This window comes from Limnoraphis robusta CS-951 (genome assembly GCF_000972705.2).
Genome location: NZ_LATL02000322.1, coordinates 1 through 15,715 on the forward strand (window position 1 = coordinate 1; position 15,715 = coordinate 15,715).

Below are 15,715 nucleotides of genomic sequence, written 5' to 3' on the forward strand. Positions count from 1 at the left end.
CCTGCCAGTTGAGTTATTATAGCATTAGAAAGAGCCTTATATCCCCATACCTGAAGGTAGGGGCTTTACGGCAATTTTTGGTAAAAACCCTCATGGAAGAAGGCGTTAGCGGTGCGGACTTGGTTATCGCCTGTATTGGTGCGGGGCTGCGGGCTTATACCCAATACGACTCGGTGGAACTTCCCAACGGAGACGAACTCGACGCCAACACCTTCCTTGATGAAGTGCAAAAAGAAGTCTTGGAAACTGTTCTTTCGGACGTGTTGCTGTGCGATAAACGGGGAGTTTCCGCAGTCGATAAACCCACCCAATATTACATCCTGGGACGCTATGAATACGGGGAAGCCATTGTAGAATTTGACGAAGCCAACACCCTGGCGCGTGGGGTGGGTATCGAACTTGATGGCTCCGGCGGTTTGACCGATGGTAAACTGGCGTTAGTCACAAAAAACAAAAATAAAATACAGTTGCGCGACTACAGCGAACGGGGCGAAAACGAGGATTTGGGCATACAAAAAACCGAAAAACAGCAAACCTTTAACGTCAAACCCCAAGCCATTGGCGGCGCCCCCACATTAATCGATATTTTACATCGACTGTTGTGGTTATCCGAACACAAACCTCAAGATATTACCAACTTTCTCGCCCTGGCAATGCCCGACACCTCTCAACTGCGGTTAGTCGCCCAAGCGTTAGCCGGACGCGCCCTCACCCCCGAAACCAGACAAGAAAATATTACCAACCGCACTCGGGAACAGCAAGCCATTGATACACTTTTGGCCTCGTGGAAACGGGTAATAGAGGACAACTTATTTACTCAGAGGGGTTAGGGGTTAGCTAATTTACTCAACTCCCAACACCCAATCCCTAAAACCCAATACTCAACACCCAACTCCCACTTCCTATGATTCAAAAAACGATTCAAGCCCAAGAGATAAACCTCCGATATCTGATCGATAACTTCAACTTGCAATGGATACGAGACGAGCAGTTTTTTCGAGAATGGCAAGAAGATTTACCGGAAATCACCGATTTAGAAAAGCAATTGTTAGACCAAGTTCAGGAAGGGTTTTTTAATTTATTGCAAAATCCTCCGGTTCTCGAAGATGTTGTTCGGATGGCAATTTTAGACCCGATTTTATTTATCGGAAAATTCTTTCTTTATCCCTATTACATTCGTTCGGAAGAATCCGTTCTCTTAGAGATACCGGAGGGAGAGAACTTAATTAAAGGTCGAATTGATACTTTAGTTCTCAAAGATAAATTATGGGTAATGGTCATCGAATCCAAACGGGCGGAATTTTCCATAGAAGCGGGTATTGGTCAACTGTTAACTTATTTGTTAGCCAGTCCGAACTTAGACCGTCCAAATTACGGTTTAATTGTTACCGGGAGCGACTTTATATTTGTTAAGCTGGTGAAAGTTGAAAATATTCCTCAATATGCAACCTCGAAAGTGTTTGTAACTCGCAACCCCGGCAATGAACTTTATGATGTGCTGCGGATTCTTAAACGCCTCAGTCAAATTGCAGTTAATGAAAATTCAACTTAATAATTTGATGATTTGTTGTTAAATAAATAGCTTGATTTTATTCTCACAAATTTATAAAGCTTAAACCGCAATAAAAATCAGATAAATTTTCTCACGCATCCGATTAAAACCTTCTACGTTAAACCCAAAAACAATGACAGCCTATCAACTCAAACCCTGGACACAAGTTGTTACCCCCCACGCTGATATATTAGCGGGAAACCTAGACAATGCGACCTATGCAGCCAAATTAGGATCTGTAATTCGCAATGAAGATAGCTGTCCTTTAGTTTACCGCGACGCCCGGAAATTTTTTGAGGCGACTTATCTCACCGGGGAACTGAAAAACCTGTTAGAAAGTGTTTTAAAAAGATTGGGAGGAGAACCCGGCGATCGCGTTTTGCAGCTAAGAACTCCCTTCGGAGGCGGTAAAACCCACGCCCTCGTCAGCCTCTATCATATCGCCAAATCGCGATCGCAATTACACAACTTTCCTCTACTCTCCAATCTTCCCGACCCCGGTGAAGTCTCGGTAGCCGCATTTATCGGTTTGGATGTTAACGCCAGTACCGGGATACAAGTTGAAAATGGCCCCCGCATTCTCACCCCTTGGGGTTATCTCGCTTGGCAATTGGGCGGACAACAGGCGTATAATTTGGTCAAAGACAACGACGAAAACCGCATCGCCCCCGGAAACAATGAAATTCGACAAATATTGGGCGATCGCCCCAACCTGATTTTAATGGATGAGTTTCTGGTTTACGTCGAAAATGCGATGGGATTAACCGTCGGAGACTCTACTTTCGGGCGCCAAGTTCTCACCTTCATTCAAAAACTCACCGAAGTTGTTGCAGACCGACCCAAAACCGTTTTAGTCTATTCTTTGCAAGCCAGCGTCCAAGAAGCAGTCGGAAATGAAGGGTTGTTGAGTACGCTTGATAAATTGGTCGCCCGCAACGATGCCAAAAAAGAACCCGTTTCCGGCGATGAAGTGATGCAAGTCGTTCAAAAACGGCTATTTTCTGATATCGGCAACCCGGAAATTATTAAAGAAGTTGCCCGTCAACAGGCGGAATTATTTCGCAAGTTTCGAGAAAGTTATGCCACGAACAACCGGGAAAAACAGGAGGTTGAACGGCAAGCCAATTTGTTAGCCGAACGCATTGAATATAGCTATCCTTTCCATCCCGACTTATTAGATTTAATGTATCACCGTTGGGGAAGTTTGCCAAGCTACCAGCGAACTCGGGGGGCGTTGCAGTTTCTCGCCTCGGTTATATATTCCCTCAAACAAAGCAATGATAACTCTTGGTTAATTACCCCCGGCAATATTGATTTTAACAACGAAGCAGTCCGCAACAATTTCTTTAGTCAAGTTGGGGAACGAGACGCTTACAATTCTGTTATAAATGCCGATTTAATTGGTCGTAAAGCCAAAGTCAACGCCATTGACAAACGCATCGCCAATGATTCACCTGCGATCGCCAGTTTGAAGGTAGGAAGTCGTTTGGCTTCTGCTATTTTAATGTATTCTTTCGGTGCCAGGGGAGGGGAAGATCGGGGGGTACTCGAACAAGATATTGTGGCTTCCTGCCTCGCAGAAGGGTTAGAGCGAACAATCATTACTACGGTGTTAAGTGATTTGCGAGATGAATTGTTGTATTTGCATTATGTTGGCAAGCGATATCGATTTGAAACCAAACCGAATTTAAACAAATTAATTGCCGATGAGGAAAGCAAAGTTACGGGCGATGAGGTTTTAGAACTGATTCGCGATTCTCTCAATCAAAATCTCCAAAATTCTCGCGGAAAGGTGGTTTTATGGCCAAAGGATTCGGCGGCGATACCAGATAGAATCTCTCAGTTTATTATAGTGTATCTCGACCCTAGTTGGGCAGAAAAAAGTCAGGAAAAAGTTAAAGAAGATGCTTTAATTTGGTGGGAAAATAGGGGTAATGATAAGCGGGATTATAAGAATGCGTTGGCGTTTATAGTTCCAAATTTAGCGCAAATGGATAAGGCACGAAAAGGGGCAAGAACGGCTTTGGCGATCGCCTCTTTAGTCGCACAAAAGAAAAAATATAAATTTTCCGCAGAAGACGGGGAGGAACTGGGTACAAAGGAAAAAGAGGCAAATTATGAAGTTGAAGCGGCGCTGCGCCGACTGTATGAATATATTATCCTACCCGTATTTAATCCCAATATTCAACCGCCGAATAAACTCGAAATTATTGACCTCCATTCCCAAATTAATACCAGTCATAAATTACAAGAACGAGTTTTTGAAGCGTTGAAAAACTATGTTTTTGATAGCTTAACTCCTAATAAATTGCTGCGAATTTCCCAGCTAGACGGCGAAGAAAAAGACTATATTCAAGCGGAAGAATTGGTTAGTTATTTTTTCCGTTTTCCCAATTATCCGAAATTGTTGGGGATTGAACCGATAAAAACGGCAATTCTTCAAGCAATTGAAAAGGGGAATTTGGGTTATGTTCCTGCGGCAACGTTTACTGCGGGAGAAACACCAACGGTTGAGAATGCAGAATTAATCAGTTTCAACTGCAAAATTCCTGCGGATGAGTTAGATTTATCCGGTTATTTGTTATCTTCCGGGTTGGTGAACCGACTTCAAGAGGAATGTAAATCCGCCAATTCTCCCGAAGAAGTTTCGGAAAATGCGGAGGATGTTGGGGAAGAATTAACGCCTGTTGATGAGAATTTATATTCGGTTTCTACGGGTCAAACCTCGGTGGCGAAAGAGGATATAAAAACCGTTGAATATAAGTCTGAAAGCAGCAGTATTGTTAGGCGTGTTTCGACAGATATTAGCGATGGTAAAAAAGCAGCGAAGCACTACAAGCTGAGTTCAATTGCAAATAAAACTAATATTTTCCAACTGTTTGAAGTGTTGCAAACCCTTTCAGATAAAGCTGAAGATATGGTTATAAAAATTGAAGTGAAGGCACATACAACTAAGGAATTTGAGCTAAATTGGATTCGGAATGCTATTGAAGAACCTCTAGATGAGATGGATATTAAGGCTGAGTCTCATTTAGAATAAGCAATTGTTTTTGGAGAGGGGAGGGTTCAGGGGGTGAAAAGAGGGCTACAGCAGATGGCTGTCGCTACAACTAACTGATTGACATGATACTCTTTATACCTTCCAAATAAAAGTTTTTGAGACGTGTTTCAAAACCACTAAAATCAGGTTCACCATTTAAAGGAGTTCGTAGTAATTCAATTTGTTCATCTAATTTATCTGAATCCGGAGCATTCTTGCCAAATAAATTAAAATTATCAAGTTTAGACTTGGGACGATAGTGTTCAAAACTTGAGACTAAGACAACTTCATTTCCTGTTATGTATCCCTCAAATCCAGGGAAAAATGATTGATTTCCATATTGATAAGTTATACCAAGAACAGGCTGAAAAAATGTTAAATCATCCCAGTCAATTTCAGGTCGTATGATTTTTTGTTCATTTAATTTTGAGCTAACAAGCCCAAATTCTGAACCAAGCTCTTTAGACAGATCAGAGACAACATCATAAATTTTTTTAAGAATTTGTTGAGTTAAATTTTGAAATATTTTTTTTTCTAGATTACTTGATGCTTTGTCTTTGATACAATCTAATAAAACTTCAGTTTTATTATGTTTTTTATTTTCTGACTCTAAAAGATCTAATAAAGCATTTCTAAGCGCAGGGATAGACTGCCAACGGAAATCTATTCTTCCTTCAAAAGCTCTATCAAAAACCCTATTAATTTTGGATAGTATATGTTCGGGTAAAGCTGATAATTTTTGTTGGGCTTCTTTCATCTGATGTGGTTTACTTCCTTCATAAAAAAGCTGCGTAGGAACTTTTCCTGTTATAGCAAAAAACAAAATACCACAAATTTGTGTTATGTCAGATCTTGGATCTCTCTGTAAGTTACTTTTTTGTTTATGTTCTGGAAGATGCAAAAATCTATTTCCTAATTCTTGGCCTACAGGTGTTAAACTTGTATTATTGTCATCAAGTTTATTGAAAGAAATACCAAAATCTATCAATAATGGACTAGCAATGTCATCATTTTTAATAATGATATTGTCTGGCTTAATATCTCTATGTACTATACTGTTTTGATGACAATATTCAAGAGTTTTTAACAAAAATATCGTCAATTTTATTCCCTCAAATACGTCCATTATTTCACTCTCTATAAAATCAGACAAAGTGCTTCCATCTATAAATTCAGTCACCATATAAAGAGGTATATCTTCTTTAAAAAGATGGGAATTTGAATCAATTAACTTTGGTATCCCTGGGCAATTCAATACATCTAGAGCAGTTACTTCGATGTGCATTCTCGAACGTCTTTCAAAACTTTTTTGATTCTTAAGTATTTTGAGTACATAGTTACCAGTAGGAAACGAGTCGTTTTTAGGCTTAACTAGAAAAGTTAGACCTTGACCACCGCCACCAATTTGTTCAATAGTTTCCCACTTTTCATTCCAAGGTTTTTTCTTATTTTTGCTCATAACAAACCTCAAAAATTAATGTTTAAAAAACTATAATATAAATCATTATACTACAAACTCTCTATTATATTATCTCAACTTTAGTATGTTCAACCCTGTTGAACCTGTCAAAATACAGCCTGTAAGCTTTGGGGTTTGAAACCTTTTGTGAACCAAATTACTATTTGTAGCGGCTTGCAAATAGTTCTCACTGCCTTCAACAAACTAACTAGCTTCATTTAAGAGTTAATTCATAAAACAACACTAGGGCAACAGCATCCAAATTATCACGATTTGACTTGGAGCGCCAACTGGTGAAGTTGAAAATTGCGATCGCAGAATTTCCCATCTTCTACGTTATTATGTCCTCGTCGATCGCAATTCAAATGCTATTGCAATTTTGGGATGAAGATCGCCCAACGAATTAATAGTGGTTAAAACAATGCTGAAGGATAATTGATGATCGAATCGGGATTTAATTTACATTCTCATTAATAATTAGAATATAAAACCTTAAAATTGTAAAGTTGTATGAGTGACTTGAAACGCTATTGGATTGTCGTCCACTATGAAACCGAGTTGACCGCAGAAACGGAGTGGGATGCTTGCCATAATATTCGTCTGGGCAATACGATTGTTGAAGAAGCGAGTATTGCTGCCCAAGAAATCCCGTCCGATGCCGATATCAAAGCGTTGATTACTCAAACGAGGCTTACCGTTCGCGATCGATGCGGCTCTGGCTATTATTCTTAAGCAATTGTATTACAAATTGCAGGATTTTTCCTTACTCAGACTAACTGCAAGTTGCCGATCCGTCTCTCAACACAACCAACGTGTCGGCGATCGCATCAGTCCCCCAACTTTTTCTCAAACTGCGATCGCTTCAATGGGTTTAGAATAAAGATAGATATTCCTAAATCATTTCAATCCTATCAACACGATTAGGATAAAAAGCGAGGTACTCTTTGATTTGTTCAACCGCCTGATAGGGATTTTCATAAGACCAAATGGCATTTTCGGCAGTTTTACCATCGACCGTAATGCTAAAATAACTAGCATCTCCCTTGTAAGGACAATGGGTGGAATGTTGGGTTGGCTGTAACCGTTCCATTGCCACATCGCCGCGAGGAATATACTGCACGGGCGGTGACATTCCTTCCCTCAGTTCCAGAGCTTGGGTTGTGTCTGCTATCGTCTGTCCGTTAAAGGTGACTTTGACTCGCTTCGGTTGAGGAGCGATCTTGATTAGATGATTTGCGCCTGGCATTTTCATTAGCTGATCAACTACAACATTTCCAAGATATCAGATTGGGAGACGCTGAGAATATTAAGCATTCAATTCGCTTGATTTAGAGTTCGATACCCATTACATTGAAGGTAAAGTACCTGTCTCAATAGCCTTCGCCCGTCAAAAAGTAGATAATCCATTCCCAATTAAAATAAAAGGCGCCCAGTAATAAGGATGACTAAAACGATTGTCTTGAATCAAATTTTGACTCAAATTCACTTGTGCTTGTCTCAAGGCTTCCGCTTTGGTATATTTCCCAGACAATAAAGCATTATAAAACGCTTCCATAAACACCTGCGTTCCTTGGTCATTAACTATCCATAATGACGCAATGGTTGCCAACACTCCCGCCTGCTGCATCTGATAGCCAAGTCCTAAAATTTCTTCTCCATTTCCTAACTGTCCGCCCACTGCGGTTTGACAAGCACTCAGAATAACTAACGTCACATTGGGTAAGTTTAACGTCTCAATTTCTCGTAACGTTAAGCGATCGCCATCTCCAAGTAAAATAAAAGAATCTTCGGGTTGACCCGGAACAAATGCGGCGTGAGTTGCTAGGTGTACGATAGTATGATCGTTGAGAAAAGGAATCACCGCATTTCGATTAAATTCTCGATTAATTAATGTTGTGGTTTGGGGAACTCGTTTGGCAATATTTTGAACTTCTAACCCCGCATAAGTTAGTCCATCAAAAGAAAATTGCCGACTTCCCACCTGAACTTGATAATTTCCACTGCTAAATGCCCCCGCCAAAACTCTTAATTCTTTAGAGTCTTGAGAACTTAGATCCGTCAGAGAAGCCGCCGTAATATTATTAATATTAAATCGTTCAATTAACCATTGATTTCCATCGTGAAGGGCAGAAATTGGAATATATCGCAATACACTATCCGGCGCATAGATAATCGTTTTTGCATTGGCTTGAGTCAGATCCCCTTCAAGGGGTTTAATTAAAATTTCATAAAGGCGTTGAGCAGAAATTTTTACTTGATTTAAAGGTACTGATGGACGCACAATATCTAAGCGAAAATCTACAATGACTTGATTTAATACTTTTCGTTCAATCGTAACAGAACGATGAATGGGTGGATTAAAAGGCGTGACTAAAATCAGTTCAACTCGGTTCTCTAAAATGAGAGGATAAAGAAGTACAGCAGTTGGTTCAATTTGACGCAATTGACGCTGTAATCGATTAAGATTGGGTAAGTCTAAGTTCTGACCTCCGGTGGTTTGTGAAAGTTGTTGTAACTTGGCTTGAACTTCTGGATTTTCGATAAAGTTGTTGAAGTCTTGACGAACTTGCTGCTGAATATTTTCTAATTCAACAATGCGCCGATTTTGTTCCGGTGAACGTTCTTCTGGAGAAATTATCCGCAGTTCGTTGAGTTCTGTTCCCAATTGAACGATTTGATTTTGAATTTGAGTATATTCTTGATAGGCTTGTTGTTCTTGGGGAAGAAGTTCAATTCCTTCGGACGTTTGATTGTTTCCTCGAACATTATTTAAGTATTCATCTAATTCTTGAACTTTTAATAAATCTAAAACTTGCTGTGCTTCTAAAACTCGATTTTGCTGTAAGAGTAAATCCGCCAAACGGCGATAGGTATCCGCCACCGTTCCGGTATAAGATTGTTGCTGTTCTGTGGAAAGTCCAGAAATATTTTGACGAATGGCTTCGGTGACATTGACCGACTTTTTATAAAAGATAATCGCGAGTTCAACTTTATTTTGTTTGTCAAAAATTTCCCCCATACTGCTGAGGGTAGAACGTTCCCCTTCGGGATTAGCAATTTCCTGAAAAATTCCCAGTGCTTGTTGATACGCAACCAAGGCTTCGGTCTGATTTTCCAAGTTATTATAAACTAACCCTAAATTGTTTAATGTGGTTGCTTCTCCAAAGCGATCGCCGAGAGTTTGACGAATGATTAAGGCTTGTTGGTAGACCTCAAGAGCTTGAGTATACTGTTGGTTAATATTGTAGATAAATCCAATATTATTCAGGCTATTTCCCTCTCCGGGTCGCTCTCCAATCTCCTGTCGAATCTTTAAAGATTGCTGATAAAATTCAAGGGCTTTGTTATACTGTTTTTGAACTTCATAAACCAATCCCATATTATTTAAAGCCTGTGCTGTACCTGCGATATCGCCTATTTCTTCACGCAGCGTTAAAGCCTGTTGATAGAATTTTAGGGCTTCATTGAACTGACCCAAGGTATAATAAATAGCGCCAATACTATTCAAAGTTTGACCCACACCTATTTGAGCGCCAATTTCTTTTTGAATGTTTAAAGCTTCTTGAAAAAACTTTTGTGCTTGAGAATATTGGCTAAGATTTTGATAGACCACACCCAAACTGAGAAGAATTCGAGATTCAATATAGCGATCGCCAAATTCTCGGCTGATAGCTAGTGCTTTTTGATTGTATTCTAAAGCATTCGGGTAGTTTCCTTGTCTACTGTAAACGATGCCAATATTATTCAAAACAAGTGCTTGAGGAGATTTTTGATTAAGTTCTTGCAAAATTGCTAACGCTTGTTGATGTAAAGACAAAGCTCGATTATAATTTCCTTGTCTTCGATAAACCACTCCCAGATGATCTAAAGTTCGTCCTTCTGTATGGCGATCTCCTATTTTTTGACTCAGTTCAATGGCTTGCTGATAAAATTTTAACGCTTCGGGAAATTGACTCAAACTATAAGCAATAACTCCCCGTTCGCTCAACGCAGAAGCTATCAAATTTTGGTAATTTAAAGACTCTGCAATTTCTAAAGCTTGTTCAACAAATTCTGTAGCTTGAGAATATTGACTGAGTATGCGGTAAATCACTCCAATATTGAATAAGGTTTCGGCTTCACCTCTTTTATTATTGGTTTGTCGAAATAATGCGAGTGCTTGTTGGTAGGTATTGAGAGCCGCTTTAAATTGACTGGTTTGAAATTGTTGCTGACCCGTTTGCAGTAATTGCTGAGTAGTTGGGTTGAGAGAAAGTTTTTCTCCCTGAATCAATGAACTTTCTTGTTTGGTTATCGGATAAGTTTCTATTGTTGGGTGTAAAGATTTAGAGAAGACGAGGATTGAACCTTGAGTTAAACTCGACTCAAAAAGTCCAGTAATAATAACAATATTCAAGAATTTCATAAGCTTTTTTGATGGATTTATAGAAAATTTTATCGACTCCCACCATCGGGGCCATGAGGAATACGTTGCTCTGGTGGTCGAAAAGGGGATGTCAATTCGGTATCACTTTTGACTCGATTTGGCATTGGATTTGGCATTGGATTTGGCTCCGAAATTTCAAGAGAATCTGGTGTTTTATTTTGAGAAGTTGGAGCTTCAATTAATAACAGAGGTACATCGGCAATTTTTTCGATTTCCACAAAATGAAGTAATTCTTTCCATTCCTGAATTAAAGTGATATCGTTAGGATTGGCACGGCGTAACTCAAATAAAGCGAGTAGAGCTTCATACCAGATTCCGTTTTGATTATACAGATTGAAACGTTCTTGAAGGTTGGCTTTTTCTAGGGCTTGAGATAATTCCTCGTCAGGGCGAATTCGCGTTATTGGTACTTCTATATAATCAGAATCTATCCGGGTAGAGTAAATATACCAGCGATAAGTTTTGTTGGGTTCTAGAGAAATAGATGTTTCATCTTGTTTGAGATTAATGGCTATGATACTTTCTTGTGGAGGAAGTTGAATAATAGTTTTATAAATTACATGATCTTCTTCATCTTTCAAACCCATCTCAACGGGGGAGTTGGTTAAAGATTCTTCAGGTTGAGGAACGTAAACCAATAAGGTAGGATATTCCGCGATCGTTACTCCCCCTCTGACTGGAGTTAAAGCGATTAAACTCGAACCCCCCTCGAAAACACTTCCTCCTCGTGAAACTCCTCCTCCTCGATAAGCGGGTTTTGTGGTATCTGCGGGACGAAACTGACTGAGTTGTATGGAGGTATTTGCTCGAACTTCCGTCTCTAGTCCCGTTATGCAGAGTAAGGCGATCGCGCCAATGACCTTAAATCTCATCGTTGATAATTGCTTTTGATATCGTATTAATCATAAATGATTTTATAGGATTCACAATCTTACTCTAGAAAGGGCAAGATTTTGTCGCTTCAGATCTGACTATCTCAGGTTTTTAGGGTTACGGCTCAAAAGGAGTCTATCGAAAACAAATAAAGATATTCCATTCTGGGGTTTCGAGTTGTGTCTGCATTTTCCTAAGCCTTCAACTTTTCGGCAGTCATTTGGGCGCGTCTGAGTTCAAACAACGCCAAGCCCAACTGAAAACCTCGGGCGATATCTTCCGTATAAAAAACACTTTTTGTTCGTAGTTCTGACAGTTTTTCAGAGCCTCAATAATATCCTCAATCGTTAAACCTAGACCCGCAACCTGATAATATAAAGCCTGTGAGTTGAGTCAAGGGAATAAAATAAACCCCCTTTTGTGTAATCAATATCGTGGATTTATGCTGATACATTCTGTCGGGTTCCGGTTCTTTGCTCCTGTTCAATTTTTTCGGCAATTTGCGTAAATTCCTTGTAAGTAATGGGGTAATGTCCTCCGCTTCTAAATTCAATTAAGTAAGTTTCATCATCATCAACTTGGGGAACAATACAGGAAATTGCATCGGTATTGATGATAAATTCCCGTTCGTCAATATCTACCTTGATAATCATTTTGTCTTTTTGTCCTTATTTTTTCGGGATAATACTCCGGGGCATATAAGCTCAAATTGTAGAGTTCTTTGGGGTCAGGCACTTTCTAGTATAGGAGTTGCCAACACAAAGTAGCGTAGGATATACAGGATGAGGTGAAACTTTGTTAACAGGAGAAAGGTAATGGCGGCACGGCTGGTAAAATTTCAGTTAGATGACGATGAACAATCCTTTGTCTATATGGAAGTAGATGAGAAACTTCCTATCCCTGAAAGCGTTGATGAGGATGAAGGGCTGATTGGACTTGGAGATGAGACGGTGATACAAGCCAAACAAACACTCGCAAAAGCCCTTTCTAGCATTCAGCCCGTCGCCAACGCAATAATCAAAAAAGTTAAAGATTTAAACCAACCCGCAGATGCAGTTGAAGTCAAATTTGGGGTGAAGATGAGTGCGGGACTGGGGGCGGTCATCGCATCGGGCAGTGCAGAAGTGAATTACGAGATTACCCTGAAATGGAATAACACAGGAAGAAACCCTAGCTAGACATAAACCCCAAAGTTGATCATCTGTTATGGCTTCGGCACTAGAATTAGCTGTTGTTAGAGTATTTAAGTCGGGAGGGGACATTGCAGGATCGGGATTTTTAGTTTCCCCTCACTACATCTTAACCTGCGCTCATGTTGTTGCTTTTACGACCGAAAGAATATCTTCTAAGCAGGAAGAAAAACCAACTCAAATCATTGAAATTGATTTTCCGGTTCTTAGTAGCAAAAAGATCGCAACAGAAGTAGCGTTCTGGTTCCCTTTAAAAAGCGATGAAAATATACAAGATATAGCGGTATTAAAACTGCTCAACCCCGATCAACTTCCTAAACGTGCCGAACCAATAAACTTAATTTTGACAGGAAATGACAGCCTTTGGGGACACCGTTTTAGAGCATTAGGTTTTCCCGAAAAAGGAAGTAATGGGGAATGGGCAACCGGAGAGTTACGAGGAGGGGTGGGCAGAGGTCGTATTCAAGTTGAGGATACCAAAGAAACAGGAATTCGTTTAGAAAAAGGGTTTAGTGGAACAGCAATTTGGGATGAAAAACTTCAAGGTGTTGTGGGTATGGCAGTCATGCAAGATTATGAACGACCGGAAGCCAAAGTTGCATTTATCACCCCTACAGACCTATTACTTCAAGTCGGAGATTTGGCAAAAGTTTGTCAAGTTAATGGAAGAATTAAAAAGGCGATCGCCATACTCCAAGACAGTTTGGAAACCCTCAACAAAGAGATCCGTTATGCTTATTATCAATCTTTGCCTCAAAATTCAATTCCGCTAAGTTAAGGCAAATCTTTACACGAATTTCCTCAATCTTCAAGTGAGATAGTTCAAACTTTGGAGAATTATGGCTTACTCGATAGATTCATCGGTTATTTATTTTTGCACCTGGAAGATTTGAACCGTTCTCCTGAACTTAGACCACAATTAGAGAACTTCCTGAACTTTTATTTTAAAGATGAAGCTCAAAATTTTTTGAATTATTTAAAAAAGGAGCGGGCTATCAAAGAACAACAGAAAACGGAAGCCGGAGAGAAAGAACCCTGTCTATTGGTCGGAATTTTTGAACAAAGTAATTCTTTAGTCGTGAGGGCGTGGCTGATTGAAAATGCACACACTTATAATTACGAGAGTCCCGTAGGCTTTCATCTGCTAACCGACCCCGAAGGCGAACCTATAGGTGAAAAGCTTCAAGGTTTATCAAAAGTAATGGAGTCCTTGTCTAAAAAAGCGTATAATCGATTGCCCTCAGACACCCTGATCAAGTCAATTCAATGTTTTTTGCCCACCAAATTAATTGCCCTTACTTCAATAGATCGGCTGGTTTGTGAAAATAAAGTAGTTCAACCCACCTGGGGATCAGAATATGAAATTAATGTTCGTTTTTCCGAGCGTTTATCAGGAGGAGATGAGCGGGTTAATAGATGGAGATCGAAAGGTAAAGTTTTTCGAGAAAAGCTAAAAGAGCAATCCAATCTAATTTTATCCCCCCTGGATAATAGCAATCCGAAAAGATTATATTTGAGTTTACTAGAAGCCAATGGAGCTTGCTTGAAAGTACCCATGTGGGAATCTAAATCGGAACAAATCATGTTAATACTGTTAGAAACAGGCATTCCTTTGGCATTATGGTTAAGGCAAAAACCAGAGGGTTTAGACTGTTGTGCTACAGCACTAGATAATATTATCTGTCAGTGCAACCTGGAGAAGCTTCCTCACCACATCAAAGTTTCGCGCCGTCAAGCCTGGGAAGAAGAAAGTGACACGCACATCGGCAATCACCTATCATTGCTTTGGGATGATTTCAATCTCGTACCCCCCGCCCAACAACTGGAAATGCCGAAGCCATGAGTGACTGGGAAATTTTCAAACAGAATGCGGAACCCCACGATGGCATTGACAAACTGCCGTCCCCTCCCAGTTGGCGACCATTTGGCCAGGAGAGTCAACCCGGAGAAAGTCGGCTAAAGCGACGGGGTGAAACTTTTCAGGTGCGTCCCGATGAAGTAAAAATGGTTAACGCCGCTTTGTACCTGCGGCGACCTCTACTCATCACCGGAAAACCGGGAACGGGCAAATCTTCCCTCGCCTACGCCGTAGCGCGACAGCTTAAACTGGGGGAAGTGCTTTACTGGCCGATTACCACCCGTACCAGCCTCAAAGATGGACTCTACGGTTATGATGCCATTGGTCGGTTGCAGGAAGCCAAACAGCAGGAAACCCCAAACAACCAAACCCTTTCCCCAGAAGAACGTCGAAAACAACTTCAACAAATAGAAAAATACATCACTCTCGGCTCTTTGGGAACCGCTTTGCTTCCTTCAAAACGCCCTCGGGTTCTCTTAATAGATGAAATTGACAAAAGCGACATCGACCTTCCCAACAACTTATTAACAATTCTCGAAGAAGGATCGTTTGAAATTCCCGAACTGGTGAGAATTAAAGAAGAAGTTGATACCGTAACGGTTCGCACCGCTTACAGCGACGAATACGAAGAAATCACTCGCTCCGATATCAGCGCTCAAATTCACAACGGGCGAATAACCTGCACCGCTTTTCCCTTCGTGGTGATGACCAGCAACGGAGAGCGAGATTTTCCGGCCCCGTTTCTGCGGCGTTGTTTGCGCCTAACAATGAAGCCGCCCACTCAAGAAGAACTCACGAGAATTATAGCGGCTCATTTAGATGAAACAATAGCACAGGAATCACAAGATTTGATTCATCAGTTTATTGAAAAGCGGGATGAAGGAACCCTGGCCACAGATCAACTGCTGAATGCTGTATTTATGGTGGTGCGGGGTCGCATTTCGAGTCAAGATGAATTAATGGTTCAACTCTTAAAAGACTTAGGCAGAGTTGAAGATGAGGATTAAGTCATGAGCGATTCCAATCTTCATTATGCCGTTAAACGTTTAATCGACCGATTTGAAAAAACCGGACTGTTAAAACGCCTCGAACTCAGCGATGAAGATCTCGCCGATAGTATTTGGTTGGCGCTACAAATGGGTGAAGTACAAACTCCCCAAAAATCCGAAGAAAAACTAGAAACTGACCCTTCCCCAACCGTTGAAATTGTAGACAGCAAACTCCCAGAACTCCCAACAGAAAGCGAACCCACCGTTTCAATTATTACCGAAGACTCCCCCCAACAAACCCCCGAACAGTCCCCCGTCAAGGGTTTAC

Annotated in this window: 14 protein-coding genes and 2 pseudogenes; 11 read left to right on the forward strand and 5 right to left on the reverse strand. The window is 40.5% G+C overall.

What is annotated here, in order from left to right:
* The 3 genes from WN50_RS27085 to WN50_RS27095 all read left to right on the forward strand — a co-directional run.
* The coding region (locus WN50_RS27085) for a hypothetical protein (RefSeq protein ID WP_235441148.1) at positions 1 to 830 on the forward strand (830 nt) is incomplete at its 5' end.
* 74 nt (positions 831 to 904) lie between these two features.
* On the forward strand, positions 905 to 1,552 hold the full coding sequence (locus WN50_RS27090) for a restriction endonuclease subunit R (RefSeq protein ID WP_200906364.1): 648 nt from the start codon (positions 905 to 907) through the stop codon (positions 1,550 to 1,552).
* 133 nt (positions 1,553 to 1,685) lie between these two features.
* Positions 1,686 to 4,592, forward strand: a complete 2,907-nt coding sequence (locus WN50_RS27095; protein ID WP_046277358.1) for an ATP-binding protein — start codon at positions 1,686 to 1,688, stop codon at positions 4,590 to 4,592.
* Between the two features lie 70 nt (positions 4,593 to 4,662).
* On the opposite strand, the gene WN50_RS27100 is transcribed toward WN50_RS27095, so the two are convergent.
* Positions 4,663 to 6,051: a protein kinase domain-containing protein gene (locus tag WN50_RS27100; RefSeq protein WP_046277359.1), complete on the reverse strand. Its 1,389-nt coding sequence runs from the start codon at positions 6,049 to 6,051 to the stop codon at positions 4,663 to 4,665.
* Positions 6,052 to 6,561: 510 nt separating this feature from the next.
* On the opposite strand from WN50_RS27100, the gene WN50_RS27105 reads away from it, so the two are divergent.
* Together WN50_RS27105 and WN50_RS35540 are read left to right on the forward strand one after the other, a co-directional pair.
* Positions 6,562 to 6,783 carry a hypothetical protein gene (locus tag WN50_RS27105; protein ID WP_009787750.1) on the forward strand — a complete coding sequence of 74 codons (222 nt, stop codon included), beginning with the start codon at positions 6,562 to 6,564 and terminating at the stop codon, positions 6,781 to 6,783.
* A gap of 4 nt (positions 6,784 to 6,787) precedes the next feature.
* Positions 6,788 to 6,931, forward strand: coding sequence for a hypothetical protein (locus WN50_RS35540; protein WP_200906365.1), 144 nt, complete (start codon positions 6,788 to 6,790; stop codon positions 6,929 to 6,931).
* A gap of 12 nt (positions 6,932 to 6,943) precedes the next feature.
* On the opposite strand, the gene WN50_RS27110 is transcribed toward WN50_RS35540, so the two are convergent.
* The 4 genes from WN50_RS27110 to WN50_RS27125 form a co-directional block, all read right to left on the reverse strand.
* Entirely contained in the window at positions 6,944 to 7,303 is a 360-nt protein-coding gene (locus WN50_RS27110; protein WP_046277360.1) for a DUF427 domain-containing protein, read from the reverse strand.
* 135 nt (positions 7,304 to 7,438) lie between these two features.
* Positions 7,439 to 10,456, reverse strand: a complete 3,018-nt coding sequence (locus WN50_RS27115; RefSeq protein ID WP_049561332.1) for a CHAT domain-containing protein — start codon at positions 10,454 to 10,456, stop codon at positions 7,439 to 7,441.
* Positions 10,457 to 10,485: 29 nt separating this feature from the next.
* Positions 10,486 to 11,349 (reverse strand): DUF928 domain-containing protein, encoded by an 864-nt coding sequence (locus tag WN50_RS27120; RefSeq protein ID WP_046277361.1) that lies wholly within the window; start codon positions 11,347 to 11,349, stop codon positions 10,486 to 10,488.
* A 441-nt stretch (positions 11,350 to 11,790) separates the two neighbouring features.
* Complete coding sequence (locus WN50_RS27125) at positions 11,791 to 12,003, reverse strand: hypothetical protein (RefSeq protein ID WP_046277362.1); 213 nt, start codon at positions 12,001 to 12,003, stop codon at positions 11,791 to 11,793.
* A gap of 162 nt (positions 12,004 to 12,165) precedes the next feature.
* Here WN50_RS27125 and WN50_RS27130 point away from each other — a divergent pair, with 162 nt between their 5' ends.
* From WN50_RS27130 to WN50_RS27150, 6 genes and pseudogenes are all read left to right on the forward strand, one after another.
* Positions 12,166 to 12,528: a CU044_2847 family protein gene (locus tag WN50_RS27130; protein ID WP_046277363.1), complete on the forward strand. Its 363-nt coding sequence runs from the start codon at positions 12,166 to 12,168 to the stop codon at positions 12,526 to 12,528.
* A gap of 28 nt (positions 12,529 to 12,556) precedes the next feature.
* Entirely contained in the window at positions 12,557 to 13,318 is a 762-nt protein-coding gene (locus WN50_RS27135) for a S1 family peptidase (protein ID WP_049561335.1), read from the forward strand.
* A gap of 21 nt (positions 13,319 to 13,339) precedes the next feature.
* Positions 13,340 to 13,582 (forward strand): annotated as a pseudogene (locus WN50_RS37015) (hypothetical protein); the annotation flags it as partial.
* A gap of 36 nt (positions 13,583 to 13,618) precedes the next feature.
* Positions 13,619 to 14,383 carry a VMAP-C domain-containing protein gene (locus WN50_RS27140; RefSeq protein ID WP_281062913.1) on the forward strand — a complete coding sequence of 255 codons (765 nt, stop codon included), beginning with the start codon at positions 13,619 to 13,621 and terminating at the stop codon, positions 14,381 to 14,383.
* On the forward strand, positions 14,380 to 15,405 hold the full coding sequence (locus WN50_RS27145; RefSeq protein ID WP_046277365.1) for an AAA family ATPase: 1,026 nt from the start codon (positions 14,380 to 14,382) through the stop codon (positions 15,403 to 15,405). The genes WN50_RS27140 and WN50_RS27145 overlap by 4 nt, the downstream gene beginning before the upstream one ends.
* A gap of 3 nt (positions 15,406 to 15,408) precedes the next feature.
* Positions 15,409 to 15,715: pseudogene (locus WN50_RS27150) on the forward strand (formylglycine-generating enzyme family protein); the annotation flags it as partial.